Origin of the sequence: Aquamicrobium aerolatum DSM 21857, from assembly GCF_900113935.1 — a bacterium.
In the GTDB taxonomy this organism is placed as follows: Bacteria; Pseudomonadota; Alphaproteobacteria; order Rhizobiales; family Rhizobiaceae; genus Aerobium; species Aerobium aerolatum.
On the sequence record NZ_FORF01000005.1, the window covers coordinates 1 to 18,691 of the forward strand.

Annotated in this window: 15 protein-coding genes, 2 tRNA genes and 1 pseudogene; 7 read left to right on the plus strand and 11 right to left on the minus strand. The window is 58.9% G+C overall.

The window, feature by feature from the left end; all coding sequences use genetic code 11:
* Positions 1-200, minus strand: a pseudogene (locus BMZ42_RS05150) (IS21 family transposase); the annotation flags it as partial.
* 103 nt (positions 201-303) lie between these two features.
* Here BMZ42_RS05150 and BMZ42_RS05155 point away from each other — a divergent pair.
* The 3 genes from BMZ42_RS05155 to BMZ42_RS05165 all read left to right on the plus strand — a co-directional run bounded on the left by BMZ42_RS05155 (position 304) and on the right by BMZ42_RS05165 (position 4,016).
* Positions 304-1,773, plus strand: coding sequence for an ATP-binding cassette domain-containing protein (locus tag BMZ42_RS05155; RefSeq protein ID WP_244523162.1), 1,470 nt, complete (start codon positions 304-306; stop codon positions 1,771-1,773).
* Positions 1,774-1,861: 88 nt separating this feature from the next.
* On the plus strand, positions 1,862-2,899 hold the full coding sequence (locus BMZ42_RS05160) for an ABC transporter permease (protein ID WP_244523163.1): 1,038 nt from the start codon (positions 1,862-1,864) through the stop codon (positions 2,897-2,899).
* A 4-nt stretch (positions 2,900-2,903) separates the two neighbouring features.
* The gene (locus BMZ42_RS05165) at positions 2,904-4,016 is read left to right on the plus strand and encodes an ABC transporter permease (RefSeq protein WP_091519487.1); all 1,113 of its coding nucleotides are present in this window, start codon (positions 2,904-2,906) and stop codon (positions 4,014-4,016) included.
* A 413-nt stretch (positions 4,017-4,429) separates the two neighbouring features.
* Here BMZ42_RS05165 and BMZ42_RS05170 read toward each other — a convergent pair whose 3' ends face one another.
* The 4 genes from BMZ42_RS05170 to BMZ42_RS05185 form a co-directional block, all read right to left on the minus strand.
* The gene (locus BMZ42_RS05170; protein ID WP_091519489.1) at positions 4,430-5,803 is read right to left on the minus strand and encodes a TolC family outer membrane protein; all 1,374 of its coding nucleotides are present in this window, start codon (positions 5,801-5,803) and stop codon (positions 4,430-4,432) included.
* 295 nt (positions 5,804-6,098) lie between these two features.
* Complete coding sequence (locus tag BMZ42_RS05175) at positions 6,099-6,773, minus strand: protein-L-isoaspartate O-methyltransferase family protein (protein WP_091519492.1); 675 nt, start codon at positions 6,771-6,773, stop codon at positions 6,099-6,101.
* A 79-nt stretch (positions 6,774-6,852) separates the two neighbouring features.
* A tRNA-Cys gene (locus BMZ42_RS05180) sits at positions 6,853-6,926 on the minus strand.
* 138 nt (positions 6,927-7,064) lie between these two features.
* Entirely contained in the window at positions 7,065-7,304 is a 240-nt protein-coding gene (locus BMZ42_RS05185; RefSeq protein WP_091519856.1) for a hypothetical protein, read from the minus strand.
* A 232-nt stretch (positions 7,305-7,536) separates the two neighbouring features.
* Here BMZ42_RS05185 and BMZ42_RS05190 point away from each other — a divergent pair.
* Both BMZ42_RS05190 and lexA read left to right on the plus strand, forming a co-directional pair.
* Positions 7,537-7,611 (plus strand) — tRNA-Asn (locus BMZ42_RS05190).
* A gap of 230 nt (positions 7,612-7,841) precedes the next feature.
* On the plus strand, positions 7,842-8,558 hold the full coding sequence (lexA, locus tag BMZ42_RS05195; protein ID WP_091519858.1) for a transcriptional repressor LexA: 717 nt from the start codon (positions 7,842-7,844) through the stop codon (positions 8,556-8,558).
* A gap of 91 nt (positions 8,559-8,649) precedes the next feature.
* On the opposite strand, the gene BMZ42_RS05200 is transcribed toward lexA, so the two are convergent.
* Complete coding sequence (locus BMZ42_RS05200; RefSeq protein WP_244523164.1) at positions 8,650-11,052, minus strand: ComEC/Rec2 family competence protein; 2,403 nt, start codon at positions 11,050-11,052, stop codon at positions 8,650-8,652.
* A gap of 115 nt (positions 11,053-11,167) precedes the next feature.
* Here BMZ42_RS05200 and gltX point away from each other — a divergent pair, with 115 nt between their 5' ends.
* Both gltX and gltA read left to right on the plus strand, forming a co-directional pair.
* Entirely contained in the window at positions 11,168-12,592 is a 1,425-nt protein-coding gene (gene gltX, locus BMZ42_RS05205; RefSeq protein ID WP_091519495.1) for a glutamate--tRNA ligase, read from the plus strand.
* Positions 12,593-12,905: 313 nt separating this feature from the next.
* Positions 12,906-14,195, plus strand: a complete 1,290-nt coding sequence (gene gltA / locus BMZ42_RS05210) for a citrate synthase (protein WP_091519498.1) — start codon at positions 12,906-12,908, stop codon at positions 14,193-14,195.
* A 61-nt stretch (positions 14,196-14,256) separates the two neighbouring features.
* On the opposite strand, the gene lpxB is transcribed toward gltA, so the two are convergent.
* The 5 genes from lpxB to lpxD are packed head-to-tail and all read right to left on the minus strand — an operon-like array spanning position 14,257 to position 18,643.
* Positions 14,257-15,420 (minus strand): lipid-A-disaccharide synthase, encoded by a 1,164-nt coding sequence (lpxB, locus tag BMZ42_RS05215; protein WP_091519501.1) that lies wholly within the window; start codon positions 15,418-15,420, stop codon positions 14,257-14,259.
* Positions 15,417-16,310, minus strand: a complete 894-nt coding sequence (locus BMZ42_RS05220) for an LpxI family protein (RefSeq protein ID WP_091519503.1) — start codon at positions 16,308-16,310, stop codon at positions 15,417-15,419. Before BMZ42_RS05220 ends, lpxB begins: the two co-directional genes overlap by 4 nt.
* Entirely contained in the window at positions 16,297-17,115 is an 819-nt protein-coding gene (gene lpxA, locus BMZ42_RS05225; protein WP_091519506.1) for an acyl-ACP--UDP-N-acetylglucosamine O-acyltransferase, read from the minus strand. Before lpxA ends, BMZ42_RS05220 begins: the two co-directional genes overlap by 14 nt.
* A gap of 3 nt (positions 17,116-17,118) precedes the next feature.
* Positions 17,119-17,589, minus strand: a complete 471-nt coding sequence (fabZ, locus tag BMZ42_RS05230) for a 3-hydroxyacyl-ACP dehydratase FabZ (RefSeq protein WP_091519509.1) — start codon at positions 17,587-17,589, stop codon at positions 17,119-17,121.
* A complete protein-coding gene (lpxD, locus tag BMZ42_RS05235) occupies positions 17,582-18,643 on the minus strand; it encodes a UDP-3-O-(3-hydroxymyristoyl)glucosamine N-acyltransferase (protein WP_091519511.1) in 1,062 nt (353 codons plus the stop codon). The genes fabZ and lpxD overlap by 8 nt, the downstream gene beginning before the upstream one ends.
* Positions 18,644-18,691: the final 48 nt, after the last annotated feature.

The window sequence follows — 18,691 nt, forward strand, 5'->3', positions numbered from 1 at the left end:
CGGTCAAGCTCTTCGCGCCATGCCCCCATCCGCGGATAGGGCTGATGCTTGCGCTCGTAGCGGAACTCGGTCTCGTCCGAGCGCAGCACCTTGCGCACCACTTTCCGTGAAACCTTCAACTCGCGGCAAATCGCCTTGATCGACTTGCCCTGAACCCGCGAAAGCCGGCGTATCTTTGCAATCGTCTCCACAATCAACATCCAAAACACAAATGCCTCCGATGAAACCGGAGGCATTTTGATGACCCCACGTTAAGGGGTCCCGTTTGGACGAAAATCACCCCTTAAACAGGGTCCTCATTCCATGAAAAATCACAATCTCGACCTCTACGCCGACCTGCATGGTGTTCCGCAGGAGGAGCGCAAAGAGCGCTTTTCACGCATGCTCGAAATGACCGACATGGCGCGGTTCACCGAACGTCCTGCCGGAAAGCTGTCGGGGGGCATGAAGCAGAAGCTGGGCCTCGCCTGCACCTTGGTCCGCTCTCCCGATCTCCTGCTACTGGACGAACCGAGCGTCGGCGTCGACCCGCTGTCGCGGCGTGACCTGTGGAAGATCGTGCAGCAGCTCGTCGAGGACGAAAAGCTCAGCGTGATCATCAGCACGGCCTACATGGACGAGGCCGAGCGCTGTGCGCAAGTTTTCGTCATGAACAACGGCAAGCTGCTGGCGGAGGGGCCACCTGCCGATCTTCAAAGCCAGGCAAAGGGTTTGACCTTTACGGCCGCACCACCTGACCGAATGCCTGCGCGCGAACTGCAGGCCCGGTTGATCGATGCGCCTGATCTTATCGTCGATGCCGTTCCAAGGGGCGGCAATGTCAGCTTCATCCGCCAAAAGAACGCCAACGAGGCGCAGATTGCGGAGCTTTTGCACGACGCCCCCTTCGAGCCACGCGGCGAAGAGCTGGAAGATGCTTTCATGATGATGCTGCGCCAGCACGAACAGGAAAGCGGCGCGACAGCGCCGAAGCCCGCGACCGCCGTCGACACGGAAGAGCCTCGGCAGCGCAATGGGGACAAGCCTGTCATCGTCGTGCGTGATCTGGTTCGCAAATTCGGCGACTTCAATGCCGTAGCCAGCACATCCTTCGACGTTGCCCAGGGCGAAATTTTCGGGCTGCTCGGTCCGAACGGCGCGGGAAAGACGACCACCTTTCGCATGCTCTGCGGCTTGCTTCCGGCAACCAGCGGCCATCTGGAGGTCGCGGGGCTCAACCTGCGCAACGCGCGCGCCGAAGCGCGCGGCCGCATCGGCTACGTATCCCAGAAGTTTGCGCTCTACGGCAATCTCTCCGTTCTCCAAAATCTGGAGTTCTTCGGCGGCGCCTACGGACTACGCGGCAAGGCGCTGCGCTCCCGCATCGCTGCCTCTCTGAAACAGTTCGATCTCGATCCCGCCGCCCAGAGCGGAATCCTTCCCGCCGGCTACAAGCAACGGCTCGCAATGGCCACCGGCCTCTTGCATGAACCGGATATACTCTTTCTGGACGAACCGACTAGCGGCATCGATCCTCTCGCCCGTCGTGCTTTCTGGCGCACCATCACCTCGCTCGCCAAGGGTGGGGTGACGATCATCATCACCACCCACTTCATGGAAGAGGCCGAATACTGCGACCGGATCGCCATCCAGGACGCAGGGGAAATGCTGGCCCTTGGCACACCCAGGGAAGTCAGGACGCAGGCAGGCGATGCCGGCACGGACATGAACAACGCCTTCATCGCCATCGTCGAACAAGGCCGCGCCGCACGTGACCGAAAGCACGCCGCATGAGCGCTTCAGGCTTCACCACGCGCATCGTCGCCCTCACCCGCAAAGAAACCCGCCAGATGCTGCGTGCCGCAGCAATCTGGTCGTCGGCTTGCTGCTGCCGGTCGTGCTGATCCTGCTGTTCGGCTACGGCCTCTCCTTCGACGTGAAAGATGCACGCGTGACGGTGGTGCTGGAGGATAGCTCGCCGACGGCGCGCAATTTGGTTTCCGGGCTGCAAGGCTCTTCTTATCTGGCTCCCACGTGGGCAACCTCCATGGCACAGGCCGAGCGGATGGTCCGCGCCGGCGAGACCGACGCCATCCTGCGCGTGCCGGGCGACTTCTCACGGCGTCTCGCCGCTGGGGCGGGAAAATTGCAGCTTCTCCTTAACGGCGTCGATTCCAACACCGCTGCGGCAATCGAAGGCTATGTCTCCGGTGCTTTGGCCGTACCACTGCAACGGCAGGGCGATCGAGCTGGCAACAAGCCGGCCGGCGTCGGTTCCATCGTGATCGCTCAGCGCATGTGGTTCAACGAAGCCGGACAGAGCACCTGGTATCTGGTGCCGGGGCTGATCGTGCTAGTGATGACACTGATCGGGGCGTTTCTGACGTCGCTACTCGTCGCCCGCGAATGGGAGCGCGGCACGCTGGAATCGCTGTTCGTTACCCCAGTCCGCCCGCTGGAACTCGTGCTATCGAAGCTTGCGCCCTACATCATCATCGGCGGCATCGATCTCATCATGTGCCTGCTCGCGGCGAAATACCTGTTCCAGGTGCCGATGCGCGGCTCGCTCTGGATCATCATCGTCTCGTCGCTTCTCTACCTCATGGTATCGCTGGCGCTTGGCCTCTTCATCTCGGCCGCCACGCGCAATCAGTTCGCCGCCAGCCAGATGGCGCTGCTGGCAAGTTTCATGCCCGCGATGATGCTATCAGGCTTCGTCTTCGATCTGCGCAACATGCCCGTGATCATCCAGATAATCAGCCAGGCCCTACCGGCGACTCACTTCATGGGACTGATCAAGACGCTTTTCATGGCCGGCGACTACTGGCCAGACATCCTGAAAAGTTGCGCCATTCTCACGCTCTACACCACCGTGCTGATAGTTCTGACGCGCCGGCTGCTCATCAAGAACTTGGACTGACGCAATGGCCAGACTGATCGATTATTTCGCCCGCATGCTGTCGCTGATCCTCAAGGAGATGCTGGCACTGGTCAAGGATCCCGCGAACCGCACCCTGCTCTTCGCGCCGGCAATCATGCAGGCGCTGCTGTTCGGTTATGGCGCGACCTACGATCTGACCTACGCGCCCTACGCCGTCCTCGACCAGAGCCGCAACGCGGCATCAACCGAACTGCTGGCGCGACTCGACGGACCAGGAGTCTTCGAGCGTGTCGCTACGCTGACCTCGTCAAGCCAGATCGCGGAACAAATCGACAGCGGTAGCGCCCTGCTCGTAATCAGCATCCCCTCCGACTTTGAAACGCGCCTTGCCGCGGGCCGGGAGGCCCCGTTGCAACTCATCCTCGACGGGCGCAACTCCTCCACCGCCGGCCTGGCGTCGGCATACGTCGGCGCGATCGTCTCCGACTACAACCGGTCACTCGGAATCTCGGCCCCGGTCACGATCGAGCGCCGCTCATGGTTCAACCCCAATCTCGAATCCCGCTGGAACATGTTGCCGGCGCTGATCGCGGCCCTCAGCATGATGCAGACGCTCCTGCTGTCGGCACTCTCCGTCGCGCGCGAACGCGAGCAAGGTACGTTCGACCAGTTGCTGGTGACGCCACTCACGCCGCTTCAGATTCTCGTCGGGAAGGCACTGCCGTCCATGCTGATCGGCATCTTCCAGTCGACCCTCATCTTCCTGATTATCCTGTTCTGGTTCCAGATCCCGATGAACGGATCGGTCTGGTTGCTCTATCTCGGACTTGCCATGTTCACGCTGGCCTCCGTAGGCATCGGCCTGTCGATCTCCGCAGTGTCGCTGACCATGCAACAGGCCATGCTCTACACCTTTATGATCATCATGCCCTTGATGCTGCTGTCCGGCCTGCTGACGCCCGTACGCAACATGCCGGCGATCCTGCAGGTCGTGACTTACATAAATCCGCTGCGTTTCGGCGTCGATCTCGTCCGCAGGGTCTATGTCGAAGGTGCGACGTTTTCGGATGTCGCCTTCAACTTCGTTCCCCTCATCCTTGTCGCAGCCGTCACCTTGCCGCTCGCCGCATGGCTGTTCCGCAACCGTCTATCCTAGGCCCGATCGCGTCTGAAGTTGCATCAAGGCGCAATCCGTGGAACCAAATTGCGGCCCCTATCGTTGCTTTCCTGTCAACATTATCAGGGAGAGTTTCATGCTACGTGGTGGCTTGCTTTGGCTGATCGGCATTCCGATTCCCGTGATCATCATTTTGTGGTTTCTCGGCTACCTTTCCTGACCTAGGCGAGCGTCTGCAGCGAGTGTTGAGACTCAGCAGCTATTGTGGAAACCCAAAAAGGCGTCCGCAGACTCGTTTGGCCTGCTGACGAGCACCTGACGATTGCCGGGACCTCGCCCAACGCTCAATTCTCAAGGCAGTGACAAAGTCATTCAGAAAAAACAAAACCCCGCCAGAATGACGGGGTTTGTCAGTTGTTTAACATCGACGCGAAGGCCGAGTTTAACAGAGATCAGCGACCATCCGGGGTCTTGGTGCCGTACCACTTGTCCTTCACCGCATCGTAATGCTCGCGCGGGTTGTAGCTGGCAACGCTGAGGCCCAGACGTTCAGGCGACAAGCGACCGATGGCAGACAGAATCGCATAGCTAGCCGCGACGAGATCACGCTCGGCGACTGCCAAGTTGATCTGCGCTGAAATCACGTCTGCCTGGGCATTCAACACATCCAGCGTAGTCCGCTGACCGACATTGCGCTCTTCGATCACGCCGTTAAGCGCAAGCTGCGCCGCCGAAACCAGCTCACGCTGGGCAGAAATAACCTGCTGCGTGGAAATGTAGCTGGTCCAGTAGGACGTCACCGCCTGACGAACCTGGTCGCGCGTCACATCAACTTGGATTCGAGTCTGTCCCAGCGACTCCTTCGCCTGACGGACCTGCGCCGAAGCGCGACCACCCTGGTAGATCGGGACAGTCAGATTGAGGCCAACCGCAGCACTGTCAGTCCGGCTGTAGCCACCTGTTACGCCCGGAAGGTTGGAATCACGAAAACCAGTGCTGATCCCTGCCTGCGCACTCACCTGCGGAAGCATCGCACCCTCGGCCACCTTCACCGAGAAGTCGGCAGCGTCGACAAGGTGTTGCGTCGCCTTTATCGCAGGATGCTCCTGCAACGCGATTGCCATTGCCTGTTCGAGGTTTGCCGGCAGAAGCCGATTAACCGGCGACGGTGCATCCAGACGACCAGGACGGTCACCGATGAATGACAGATAGGCTGCTTCACTGGCAAGCGCCTGAGCACGTGCTGCGCTGAGCTGCGCCTGAGCGGCAGCCTGTGTCGCCTGCGCCTGAGCTACGTCCGTACGGGTGCCCTCACCCACTTCGAAGCGCGAGCTGGCCGCGCGCACCTGCTCGCCCAGAAATTCGAGATTGCGCTCGCGGTAAACGGCGATACGACGATCCCGGATCACATCAACAAAGGCCGTCGCGGCATTGAGCAGGATATCCTGCTCCGTATTCGTCAGCGATTCGTTGGAAGCACGAACGCGCGCCTCTGCGGCTGCAACGTTGTTGCCGGTCTGAAATCCATCGAAAAGCGACTGCTCGATCTGAATTCCCATCGAGCCTGTCGTGATGTCGACATTGCCAAACTGACGACTCGCACCAACACTGCCGGTTGCCCCGACACGCGGCCGCCAACCGGACTTGGCAATTGCGACACCCTCATCGGTGACGCGCACGCCAGCACGTGAATAGTTCAGGCTCGAATTGTTTTGATAGGCCTTTGCCAGAGCGCCATTGATAGATTCAGCCACCGCTGGGGATGCGAGCGCAAGCACACCAGAGAGGATGAAGGTTGCAAAAAAGCCTTTGCGAACTCCAGACACAAAACACCTCTTATCTTCGACTGATGATGCCGACGCCCACCATCCGAACCCAAACCCACCGTCTTAGACCGACGACGAATAGCCACAGTCACAGGACCGGATCGCAACGGTCTTGCAAAATTTGGGCGACCCTACACCAAAAGATGCGTGAAGGCCGTTACAGATTGGTAACAATTCAGGTTTTTTTCACAATTGGGGAACACCCGCTGACAACAACAAAATGCCCGGAGCTTGCGCTGCCGGGCATATCTTAGTCACCGCTGATCTTGCAGTTACGCTAACGCGCAATCGAACGTCAGAACTGGAAAACGGGCGCTACACGGAATTCGTCCAGTGGACGAAGCGCCGCGTTGAACGCATGCCGCGCTGAAACGACGCCCTCTTCCTTGACATAGAGCATCGCACGGGCGGCGTTGCCGACCCCGATGACCGCCACAAGACGACCACCATCGCGCAATTGATCAAGCAGCGCGGCTGGAACGGCATCAACAGCGCCATTGATGAAGATCACGTCATATGGACCACCGGCCGGATGGCCAGCCGCTAAAGCACCCTCCACAACGGTCACGTTGCCGCACTCCACCTGTGGAAGAATCTCCCGCGCCCGCGTCGCCAGTTCCGCGTCGCTCTCAAGCGCCACGACAGATGCACCGAGCCTGGAGAGAATCGCGCTTGAATATCCGGTGCCGCAGCCAACATCGAGAATCACGTCGTCCGGACGAATTTCGATCAACTGCACCAGCCGCGCAAACGGCGACGGCTCCATGAGATATCGGGCGGCGTGACCGTCACGAGCAGGCGCGATCTGAATATCTTCATCGATGTAAGCCAGCGGCTCGCGCCCCGCAGGCACAAACTTCTCGCGCGGCATCGCAAGCATTGCCGACAAGATGGCAATGTTTGTCACGTCGGTGGTCCTGATCTGACCATCGACCATCTTAACGCGCAATTCCTGGAAATCGATCGACATTTATACACCTGCCCGGCGTGGCCGTAATTCAACAAGAACAGCCCGCTAGATCAAATGCATTCCCGCCGTGATGGCAGATTGGAGGCCTCGCCCGGAATCGAACCGGGATGCAAGGATTTGCAGTCCTCTGCGTAACCACTCCGCCACGAGGCCTCACCGCACTTGGGCGTTCTGGCGCCTCAATAGGTTGGACAGATTTCCCCGTCAAGCTGTGAACTGTCTTTTGGAGCTAAAAACCTTTCAAGATCGGTGAATTACGGTCTGCAGCCCAAATGAGATGCGCGATCAGGATCAGGAAGGACCGTTCCGATCCCGACACCGCCGACGCCCTCGCCGCTCGGCCCACCAAATCTCCATGCGTCGCCGCCAACGTCGCACGGTGGCAAAGTCATAAGACAGGATGAACAGACCGAGCGGAATCATCCAGAAGCCAAGAATCGGCAGAAAACCAAGACAGCCGCCGAGAACAAGAAGGCTGCCAATCGTGATCCGCGCCGCACGAGAGCGCGGCAGCCGAAATTCCCGCCCCATCACCCTGATCCTGCGAGCTGCTTCCTGCCGGACCTGTGGCTCAACTTCCATGATCTGCCGATCTCCTGATTATGCGCGATGGATATGCAACGTCCGTGGACCGCATCATATGAGGTCGCAAAAGACCAGCTGCCATAAGGTCAGCTGTGAAAAGATTGAAAAAATTCAAAAGCCTCTTGGCAAACATGAAAACAGTTTGCTATAGGCAGCCTCGTTCAACACGAGCAGCTGTTCCCCGGTAGCTCAGTGGTAGAGCAACCGGCTGTTAACCGGTTGGTCGCTGGTTCGAATCCGGCCCGGGGAGCCACTTATCCATATCATCAATAAGTTCGAGCAACCGGCTCACCTATTGGATTGGACATTTAACTGTCTTCAACTATCAAAATTGTTCGCTGTGCGCTTTGCTGCGCACGCAGAACGGGATGATTCCGGGCCTTTCTACGCAAAACCTCATAAATCTTTATATCGTTGCGGAACACAAATGGAACGGATAGTGTCTGTTCATGTTTTGTTTTGGATGATTCCCACGAGGCGATGATGCTGACGCGCAAGCAACACGAATTGCTGCTGTTCATTCACCAGCGAATGAAAGAATCGGGCATTCCGCCTTCATTCGATGAAATGAAGGAAGCACTGGATCTTGCTTCAAAGTCAGGAATCCACCGACTGATCACGGCACTCGAGGAACGCGGCTTTATCCGCCGCCTTCCCAACCGCGCGCGTGCACTTGAGGTCATACGCCTTCCAGACTCGATTGCGCCGGGCCTCAATACTTCAAAGAAATTCTCGCCGAGCGTGATTCAAGGGAGCCTTGGACGCTCTGCCGACAAGCCTCATTCTCCGTCAGCCTCCAACGACGATGATGCATCATCGGGCATTTCAGTGCCGGTGATGGGCCGAATTGCAGCTGGTGTGCCAATCAGTGCCATTCAGCAGCAGACTCATTCGATCAGCGTGCCGCCTGAAATGCTGCGTGGCGGCGAGCATTATGCGCTGGAAGTGAAAGGCGATTCGATGATCGAGGCAGGCATCCTCGATGGCGATACGGTGATTATCCGCAACGCATCGACCGCGACTGCCGGCGATATCGTCGTGGCTCTAGTGGATGATGAAGAAGCAACGCTGAAACGCTTCAGACGCAAGGGGGATTCGATTGCGCTTGAGGCTGCAAACCCCGCCTATGAAACACGAATCTTCGGACCGGATCGCGTCAAGGTTCAGGGCAAGCTGGTCGGATTGATCCGTAGCTATTAACGCATGGCTCCGGGAACCGGTTTCACGACAAGACATACGCGAATACAACAACTTAAAGCGTGTAGAGCGAATCAGAAGATCGCGACACGCTTTAGTTCAGGCTGGCCATGTCCGACGGAATGATCGGATCGGAGGGTAATGAGGCCCGCGACGATCGCCGCCAAGGCGCCAGTCCGCGAGCTTCCCGCGAGAACTCCCTATGCGCATGCCATACACGATATGGTTCGCTGATCGAATATCGCAGCTCGATTCCTGTTTTTCCAGAACGTTCGGGAAGATGAGGCCAAGATGCGGTCTGCCTGAAACGGATTTCCGCACTCCCTCGCCGTGCCAGATCACGCTTTGTGATGACAACAACAGAATCGGCGCATGGGTTGACTGCAGTTGCATCGTCGACGATCAAAACATGCGCGAAAGCACAAGCGGAAGCTGCGATCCTATCATCTTGCGCATGAGCCACGATCTGATCGGCCGCGCGGGCAATGCAAAGTCCCTCATTGCACGTGAACCCGTCATTGGATGCCGGCAATGTCGCGTCGGCACGCGGCCTCAAAACCGTCGTTGAGCTGACCGCTCTTTGCCAATTATCAATTACGAAAGATTGTGGCCTCGCGCGATTGACCGCCAGCCTGCCATCCAGCTGGCGTACCGCAACGAGACGGCCATCTTCTGAAATCAGAACGTCGGGCAAGTCTTGAGAAAGCAGCAAAACTGAGCCCAGAACAAGCGCCGGCACACAGAACCACCGCACGGCACTGCTGGACATGGTTAGCAACGCCAACGCAGCAGTGAGAACCAGCACAGAAGCGAGAGAAATTGCACCGGTAGAATCATAGACGGAGCGTTCGGCAGTCCAGAATGCGACGCTGTTCATGGCCGATATGCCCAGTCCCATGAGCTGAAGCGGAAGTCCATCAAGCCCAAAAGGCATCAGCATGGATGCGAGTACCGCCATCGGCATGACGATGACCGAGACAAATGGCATCGCAGCGAGATTTGCAACAAGACCCAGCGGCGACACCTGCTGGAAATGCCATGCGGTGAACAACGCGGTCGCCGATCCGGCGATGATGGAGGTTATCGAAAGGCCAGCGGCATATCGGACCAATGTCTTGCAAAATTCGACTAGCGGGCCGCGCCGCACTTTTGCGCGGCGAACCTGTCCGGCGCGCCGCTCCCTGAATGCGCCATAGGCAGCAACCAGTGCCGCAGTTGCGGCAAACGACATCTGGAAGCTCGGGCCGACCACCTCATGTGGCGCGATCAACAGCAGGATGATCGCAGAAATTGCCAGATTGCGCATCGTCAGAGCCGAACGATCAAACAGAACCGCGACCAGCATCACTGCCAACATGATGAAACTGCGCTGCGCCGCGATGTCGGCACCAGAAATGAACAGATAGAAACCTGTCGCCAGCAACGCGGCAAAAGCAGCAAATTTCTTGGCCGGACGACGCATGGAAAACGACGGCGAAAGCGCACAGGCGGCACGGACGGTAAGCATGATCGTTCCGCCGACGAGGGCCATGTGAAGTCCGGAAATCGAGATGACGTGATAGATACCGCTGATCCGCAGCGCTTCGTTTATCTCTTCGGGTATGCCCGCTCTGATGCCGGTGATCAGAGCAGCAGCAATTGCGCCTTCGGGGCCGCCTATCGTCTCTGAAATGTGCTGCGCCATGCGCAAACGCCAATCTTCGATCTGCGCGCCGAGCCTTTGGCGAACGGTGGGAAGAGTACCGTCTTTCACCAAGCTCACTTTTGACATGAAGAAGCCATTTGCGCCAATTCCGTCAAAAAAGCTTTTGAACGCAAAGTCATAGCTTTGCGGGCGCAGTGGACCTGAAGGAGGCATCAAGCGAACCACGCCCTGAACGAGATCGCCAGGCCGCACATCCTCAGCGAGATTGCGGACACTGGCGCGAATTCGTTTCGGCACGTGCCGCAATTCAGGTCTTCTGGTTGCCAGAACATCAAGCGTCAGCCGTACCCGTCCCGACGACTGATGCTCAAGCGTGATCACTCTCCCGGTCAAGGTTGTGGTGATTTCCGAACCAAGCATCGCGGTATCAATGCGCCAAGTTTGCACCTTGGCTGCAAGCGCGCCAACAAAAATGACCAGAATATAGACCAGAATGGCGCGCCAGGACTGGTGCGCCGACAGAAGGAGCACCATCGCCGCAGAGATCAGGCACGCCGCCAGCAACCAGAGCAGCCCCGGTTCCCAGGGAGCGGCGAAGTAGCTGATGGAGCCGACCGCGAGAAAGACAGGGATGAACAGAAACCCGTTCCCATATGCGCGATCACGCTGAACCGCGCGCTGCAATGCCTCGAATATTGCTCGAAGAAACAATGTCAGGCGATGTATAGACAACCAGGACATGTCGCCGCTGTCGGCGCGAACATCGTAGACGCAAGGCTGGGCGCAGGGCACAGATTGGGTAACAGCAAACTGCTGGCGCTCATTTTCGGCGTGTTCATTCGCCACGCTCATGCCGCGTCCCCTGCCCCGGTAACCGCTTGCACGTCCAAGTCTCTATGCTACATGAACCTCATGAAAAGGCTATCGGGTCGCTCCGGCCCTCTGCCCCCGATTTCAAGGAAATGAGATGTCCGAAAAGGTCGTAACCCGTTTCGCACCGTCGCCCACTGGCTACCTGCATATCGGTGGCGCACGCACGGCTCTGTTCAACTGGCTCTATTCGCAACATACCGGCGGCAAGATGCTGCTTCGCATTGAGGATACCGACCGCGAGCGCTCAACCGAGGCGGCAACAGTTGCGATTCTCGAAGGCCTCAAATGGATGGGCCTGCAATGGGACGGCGAACCCGTCTCCCAGTTTGAACGCGCACCACGACATCGCGAAGTTGCAGAGCAATTGGTGGCTGCCGGCAAGGCTTATCGCTGCTATGCAACCCCGCAGGAACTTGATGAAATGCGCGAACTGGCACGGGCAGAAGGCCGGCCGCCGCGCTATGACGGACGCTGGCGCGATCGTGACCCGTCAGAGGCCCCTGAGGGCGTGAAGCCGGCGATTCGTATTAAGGCACCACAGGTTGGCGAAACGCTGGTGCGCGACCGCGTGCAGGGCGACGTGCGTTTTCCGAACAAGGATCTCGACGATTTCATCATTCTGCGCTCGGACGGCAACCCGACCTACATGCATGCGGTGGTTGTCGATGACCACGACATGGGCGTCACCCACATCATCCGTGGTGACGATCACCTGACCAACGCCGCACGTCAGACGATCATCTACGAAGCGATGGGCTGGGACGTCCCGGTGATGGCTCACATCCCGCTGATCCACGGTGCAGATGGCGCAAAGCTCTCGAAGCGCCACGGCGCGCTCGGCGTCGAAGCCTACCGCGCGATGGGTTATCTGCCTGAAGCGCTGCGCAACTACCTCGCACGTCTCGGCTGGAGCCACGGCGATGACGAGGTGATGAGCACCGAGGACATGATCGGCTGGTTCGAGATCGAAGACGTCAACAAGGGCGCGGCCCGCTTCGACTATGCCAAGCTGGAAGCTCTCAACGGCGTTCACATGCGCAAGATGGACGACGAGGCGTTGCTCGAGCAGTTTCTCGCCACCCTGCCCTATATTGAGGCTCGCGGCGCGATTCCGCTGGAGCCGAATGACGCGCAGAAAGCAATGCTGTTGGCTGCATTGCCTGGCCTGAAGGAACGCGCAAAGACGCTGGTCGAACTGGCAGACAGCGCGCAATATCTGTTCGCGACCCGACCGGTGGCCCTTGACGAAAAGGCCGCACAGATCCTGGACGCCGACGCCCGCGCCACGATCGCCGGCCTTCTGCCTGAATTTGAGGCGCTGACCGAGTGGACCGCGCAGTCGACCGAGGCTGTGGTCCGCGCCTATGCGGAGAAGACCGGGCTCAAGCTTGGCAAGATCGCTCAACCGCTGCGTGCCGCAAGCACCGGCCGCGCCACCTCACCGGGCGTCTTTGATGTACTTGCCGTCCTCGGACGTGAAGAAAGCCTAGGCCGTCTGCGCGATCAGGCGTCGAGCTAACACCAAGCAGCCAATTTGGGTTCCGGGCCGGAAAGCCCGGAACCCAAAGGAAAGAAGCGGTCCGTGAGAGATAATCGTGCTTCATTCCAGAGTGTCGGCAGACTCACCAAAAGGCCGGCATAACTTTGAAGTCTATATATCGACTGTCTAATCGATTAGCCTCACACGCAGTTTGCATTGCAGCAAAGCCAGTGCGTAAACGCTTGGCAGCAACTCCCAAATGCGTTAGCAAGAGCGCGCAATCGGGCTTGGTTGTCATACATAATTGCTGATCGGCTGCGAGGCGGGGCAACTTATTTGAGAGGTATTTCTGATGAGCGAATCGACTGCCAAACTTGAACTGAACGGCAAGTCCACCGAGTTCAAGGTTCGCCAAGGTTCGGTTGGGCCAGACGTCATCGACATCAGCGCGCTCTACAAAGACACGGGTACGTTCACCTACGATCCCGGCTTCACCTCGACCGCCAGCTGCGAATCGCAGATCACCTATATCGATGGCGACGCCGGCGTCCTGCTTCACCGCGGATACCCGATCGACCAGCTCGCTGAGAACGGCGACTTTCTTGAGACCTGCTACCTGCTGCTTTACGGCGAACTGCCGACGAAGGCGCAGAAGGACGATTTCGACGAACGCGTTACGCGTCACACGATGGTGCATGAGCAGCTGTCGCGGTTCTTTACCGGCTTCCGTCGCGATGCGCATCCGATGGCCGTCATGTGCGGTGTCGTTGGCGCCCTCTCGGCATTCTACCACGACTCGACGGACATCTCCGATCCGCACCACCGCATGGTTGCGTCGATCCGCCTGATCGCGAAGATGCCGACGATTGCCGCAATGGCTTACAAATACCATATCGGCCAGCCGTTCATGTACCCGAAGAACGAGCTGTCCTTCGCGGCCAATTTCCTGCACATGTGCTTCGCGGTTCCCTGCGAGGATTACAAGGTGAACCCGGTGCTGGCCCGCGCGATGGAGCGCATCTTCATCCTGCACGCCGACCATGAGCAGAACGCGTCGACCTCGACCGTCCGCCTCGCCGGCTCCTCGGGCGCCAACCCGTTCGCATGTATCGCAGCCGGCATCGCCTGCCTGTGGGGCCCCGCTCATGGCGGCGCGAACGAAGCTGCACTCAACATGCTCGCCGAAATCGGCTCGGTTGACCGCATCCCGGAATACATCGCCAAGGCGAAGGACAAGAATGATCCGTTCCGCCTGATGGGCTTTGGCCACCGCGTCTACAAGAACTACGATCCGCGCGCGAAGATCATGCAGAAGACCACGCATGAAGTGCTGGGCGAACTGGGCATCAAGGATGACCCGCTGCTGGACGTCGCCATGGAGCTCGAGAAAATCGCCCTCACCGACGAATATTTCATCGAGAAGAAGCTGTACCCGAACATCGACTTCTACTCGGGCATCACGCTGAAGGCGCTCGGATTCCCAACCACCATGTTCACTGTGCTGTTCGCACTCGCCCGCACTGTCGGCTGGGTCGCACAGTGGAAGGAAATGATCGAGGATCCGAGCCAGAAGATCGGCCGTCCGCGTCAGCTCTACACGGGCTATGCCGAGCGCGACTACGTTCCTATGGCCAAGCGCTAAGAACGGAGACAATAAGAAAAAGGACGCCTCAGGGCGTCCTTTTTTGTTTCACAGCGATCAATCAGGTCCGCGACGCGATTTCAGCAAGGACCGCTTCGGCAGCGAGTTCACCCGGAGGGCGCGATGTCTGCATGTGCGACGCGACTTGGGAAAAGCCGGTGAGTTGCGAAGCGCGGAGGTCCGTGTCTCCCATCAACTGTTCGAGCATGCGCGCAATGTGCGCCGGCCGCACCAGATCATCGAAATACTCGCTGACGACGGGCCAATCGGCAATCAGGTTAGGAAGCGCCGCGGACCACACGGTCACCATTCGGCGCATCAAAGGCCCTATCAGCGGATCGGTCTTGTAGCAGGAGATTGTCGGAACCCGACTCAGTGCCAGTTCCAGCAATACTGTGCCTGACGCGGCGAGAGCAGCATCAGCCTCTGCGAATGCGCGCCACTTTTCAGATGGTTCATGCACAATCGTCGGCTTGATTGGCCAGTCCACGGTGGCGGCATCTACCAGCGGCGCGACGTGGGGCACTGTCGGGATCGTGATATCGAATTCGTTGCCTCGCTCGGCCAGGATATTCACTGCATCCCGGAACGGATCGAGCAAGCGCTTCACCTCGCTACGTCGCGATCCGGGCAGCACGAGAAGGCTTCGGCGGCGCGAACGCACATGCGCCCGCTCCAGCTGGTGCGCTACGGCAGCTGCGACATTTTCATCTGCCGAAAGCCGATGGCCGACATAGGTACCAGTCGGCCCATCGAGCTTTTCAAGCGCACCCGGCTCGAATGGCAGCACGCAGAGAATCCGATCCACATATGGACGCATGGCCGGGGCGCGACCTGGACGCCAGGCCCACACGCTCGGGCAAACATAATGGATAATCGGAATGGCGGGATCAGCGGCCCTCACCTTCTTGGCGACACGCAAGCTGAAATCCGGGCTATCAATGGTGATCAGGCAGTCGGGGTTGGCCCGTACCACTGCGTCAGCCGTCTGGCCGATACGCTTCACCAATCGGGGCAGATCCTTGAGGATCGCTGTCACGCCCATCAAGGCAATGTCCGAACTGTTGAACAGAGAGGTCAGACCCAATGCTTCAAGGTGCCGCCCGCCCACACCAACAATCTCGATTTCGCGCCCGGTCAATCTGGCAAGAGCAGCGACGAGATCGGCACCAAGAAGATCACCCGACTCTTCCCCAGCGACGATGGCGACGCGCAGCGGTGTCATTTTGCGCCACCGTCGGACGGCAAACCGATGATGAAGATGCCAAGCTGATCAGCACGAGCGATGGTCTCTTCAAAGTCGAGGATGAACGACCGACCCGGGTCAACGCCAATACCAACCAACCCGGCAGCATGGGCTTGCGTGACCGTCTCTGGTCCGATGGCGGGAAGATCGGTGCGCAGTTCCTGCTGCGGCTTGCAGCGCTTCACAAGCACGCCCCGCATCTTTCCGACAATTCGACCGTGGCTACGAAGATCGACTGTGCGTTCGAGCAATCCGTCAGTACCCTCGATGCCCTCCAAGGCAATGACGCGACCGCCAACGGAAATCGCGCCCTGGCCGATATCCAGCTCTCCGATTGCGATGGCTGCATCTGAGGCGGCCATCAGATCGCATTCGTCCTGGGCAGTCGGCCGGGCGACCGTCATCACACCGACAGGCGCGAGCATATCAGGGACTATTTCGTGCGACCCGACCACCGTGATGCCGTTCGACTCCATGATCTCAACGACACCACGCAACAAACCATCATCGCCACGCGTGATCGCGGCTGCCACACGCGGGATGAGTTTAAGAGTGGAGACCGCCCAGCGAATGGATCGCAGACGCGGGCGGCGCATGATGCTGCCGGCCATCACCAGACGCTTGACGCCTGCGCTCTTGAGGCGCGGAACGAGCAGGCCGAACTCTTCGAGCTTCATGACCACGCAGTCGGCGCCTGCAAACGCGGCGTGGTCCTGCGCCTCCCCTTCGACAATGACGACGAACGGAACCACACCAGTTTTGAGAAGGGTCTGCACCACCGCTGGCGCGAGCGCACCACCGCCTGCTATGACGCCGATGCGACCGCTCGGCGTATTCGATGAAACCGGCAGTGATTCACTCGGTTTCATCGCCTGCCGAGCCACCTGCCGGGACGATGAGAGGGCGCTTGCCCGCGCTCGTCAGGAAGTCGATGATTTCTGTCGCTGGGATATTGTCCGAAAAATCCGCCCGCGAAGCCTCCGCGTTGGCGACGATCGAACCACCTGACTCGAAAATGCGCCGGTAGGCCTCACGCAACGTTTGCAGATCACTACGCGTCATGCCGGCACGCTTGAGCCCGACAATGTTGAACCCACGCAATCTTGCGCGATTACCGGTCACCATACCGTAGGGAATCAAATCACCTGTAACGCCGGTCATTCCACCGACAAAGGCGCGGTGACCAATACGTGTAGACTGATGCACCGCAGAACCGCCGCCAATGATGACGTGGTCGCCGATCTCGCAATGACCAGCCAGCAGCGCACCATTGGTCATCGTGACATTGTTGCCGACGATGCAGTCATGGCCGACATGCGAATAGGCAAGGAAAAAGCAATTGTCGCCGACCCGGGTTTCCTGACGACCATAGTCTGTACCCGAATTCATCGACACGCCCTCACGGATCGTGCAATTCGAGCCGATGATGAGACGCGAGGGGCCATCCTTGTGCTTCAGATCCTGTGGCGGACCGCCGAGAGCGGCGTAAGGATAAACCTTGGTTCCAGCGCCGATTGTCGTCTCGCCAGAAATCGACACATGGGCGACAAGCTGCACACCCTCGCCCAGCACAACCTTGGACCCGACATGGCAAAACGGCCCGATCTGAACGCCGGCGCCAATCTGGGCGCCATCCTCGACCACGGACGACGGATGAATCAATGGTTCAGCCATAAGCTACTCAGCTGGCTTTGGTGACATCATCGCGGAAATTTCGGCTTCCGCAGCCTTGGCGCCATCGACATACGCCTCACAGGCAAAACGCCAGATGTTGCCACGCTGCTTGAGCTTGCGGACATGTATCTTGAGTTGGTCACCTGGAACCACCGGACGGCGGAACTTTGCACCATCGACGGTCATGAAGTAGACCAGCGAAGGGGTGTCCTCGCCCGTCGAACGGATGCAGATTGCCCCAGCTGTCTGGGCCATTGCCTCAACGATCAACACACCCGGCATGACTGGGTGGGATGGAAAATGACCCTGGAAATGCGGCTCGTTGACCGTGACGTTCTTGATGCCCACCGCAGAATTGTCGCCGTCGATCTCGACAATGCGATCAACCAGCAAAAACGGATAGCGATGCGGCAGAAGATGCATGATCTTCTGGATGTCGAGGGTTTCGAGCGTTGACGGCGCGCTTTCAGCCATTCGATTTTTCCTTCTTCTCTGTCTTGCTGCGAACGAACGCGCGCAGGATTGCAAACTCCCGCATTGCGTCCTTCAATGGTTGCGCAGGAAAACCACCCCAACGCGCACCCGCAGGAATATCATTCATCACGCCACTGCCGGCAGCGACCTGCGCGCCATCCCCGACGGACAGATGGTCGGCAAGCCCGGCACGGCCACCGAGCATTACCCCGTCGCCAAGCGTCACCGAGCCGGACAGGCCACAATGACCTGCGATGATACAGGCGCGCCCCATCTTCACGTTGTGAGCAATCTGCACCAGATTATCGATCTTGCAGCCTTCTCCGATAACGGTATCCCCGAGCGCACCGCGATCGACGGTCGTGTTCGCGCCGATTTCGACATCGTCCTGAATGATCACGCGGCCGATCTGCGGAACTTTTTCCGGCCCTTTGCGACCCGGAACATAGCCGAACCCGTCCTGACCAACGCGAACGCCAGTGTGGAGAATCACGCGGTTGCCGATCAGCGCGTTGACGACCGTCGCGCCTGCGCCGACATAGCAATCGCGCCCAATGCGCGTGGATGGGCCAACAACGACGTTTGGCGCGATGATGGTGCCGCTGCCAATCTCTGCATTTGCGCCAATGATCGCACCCGGCTCGATGACCGCGCCGTCTTCGATATTCGCGCTTGCATGTACATGGGCGAGCGGTGAAACCCCGGTCTCACCAGTCAGGGGCTCGGGACGGGTAGCAGTCGGAAACAGCATACGGCCAATCGTGGCGAAATCGGCATGCGGACGAGGCGAAACCAGAACCGCGATCCCATCAGGTACGGATGCGGCCAACTCTTCAGAGCAAAGCACCACCGACGCCCGCACTGCCGCCAGTCGAGATGCGTTGCGCTTGCCTTCGGCAAACACGAGAGCACCCTCGCCCCCGGTTTCGATGGATGCGAGCGTATGGATTTCCAGGGAGCCCAACTGCACGGTGCGCAACTCTGCGCCTGTCAGCGTTGCCACCTCGTCGGCGGTAAAACGGCGCGACGGATGAAAAAATACCGGATCGGTCATTCGAGCCTTCTCTTCCGGACACCGGGAAACTGAAAGCCATTTCCCAGA

Bases quoted from the DNA above. Each gene is read 5' to 3' on its own strand.
- BMZ42_RS05155 (WP_244523162.1), top strand. From the start codon at position 304: ATGAAAAATCACAATCTCGACCTCTACGCCGACCTGCATGGTGTTCCG.
- BMZ42_RS05165 (WP_091519487.1), top strand. From the start codon at position 2,904: ATGGCCAGACTGATCGATTATTTCGCCCGCATGCTGTCGCTGATCCTC.
- BMZ42_RS05175 (WP_091519492.1), bottom strand. From the start codon at position 6,773: ATGTCGATCGATTTCCAGGAATTGCGCGTTAAGATGGTCGATGGTCAG.
- BMZ42_RS05185 (WP_091519856.1), bottom strand. From the start codon at position 7,304: ATGGGGCGGGAATTTCGGCTGCCGCGCTCTCGTGCGGCGCGGATCACG.
- lexA (WP_091519858.1), top strand. From the start codon at position 7,842: ATGCTGACGCGCAAGCAACACGAATTGCTGCTGTTCATTCACCAGCGA.
- BMZ42_RS05200 (WP_244523164.1), bottom strand. From the start codon at position 11,052: ATGAGCGTGGCGAATGAACACGCCGAAAATGAGCGCCAGCAGTTTGCT.
- gltX (WP_091519495.1), top strand. From the start codon at position 11,168: ATGTCCGAAAAGGTCGTAACCCGTTTCGCACCGTCGCCCACTGGCTAC.
- gltA (WP_091519498.1), top strand. From the start codon at position 12,906: ATGAGCGAATCGACTGCCAAACTTGAACTGAACGGCAAGTCCACCGAG.
- lpxB (WP_091519501.1), bottom strand. From the start codon at position 15,420: ATGACACCGCTGCGCGTCGCCATCGTCGCTGGGGAAGAGTCGGGTGAT.
- BMZ42_RS05220 (WP_091519503.1), bottom strand. From the start codon at position 16,310: ATGAAACCGAGTGAATCACTGCCGGTTTCATCGAATACGCCGAGCGGT.
- lpxA (WP_091519506.1), bottom strand. From the start codon at position 17,115: ATGGCTGAACCATTGATTCATCCGTCGTCCGTGGTCGAGGATGGCGCC.
- fabZ (WP_091519509.1), bottom strand. From the start codon at position 17,589: ATGGCTGAAAGCGCGCCGTCAACGCTCGAAACCCTCGACATCCAGAAG.
- lpxD (WP_091519511.1), bottom strand. From the start codon at position 18,643: ATGACCGATCCGGTATTTTTTCATCCGTCGCGCCGTTTTACCGCCGAC.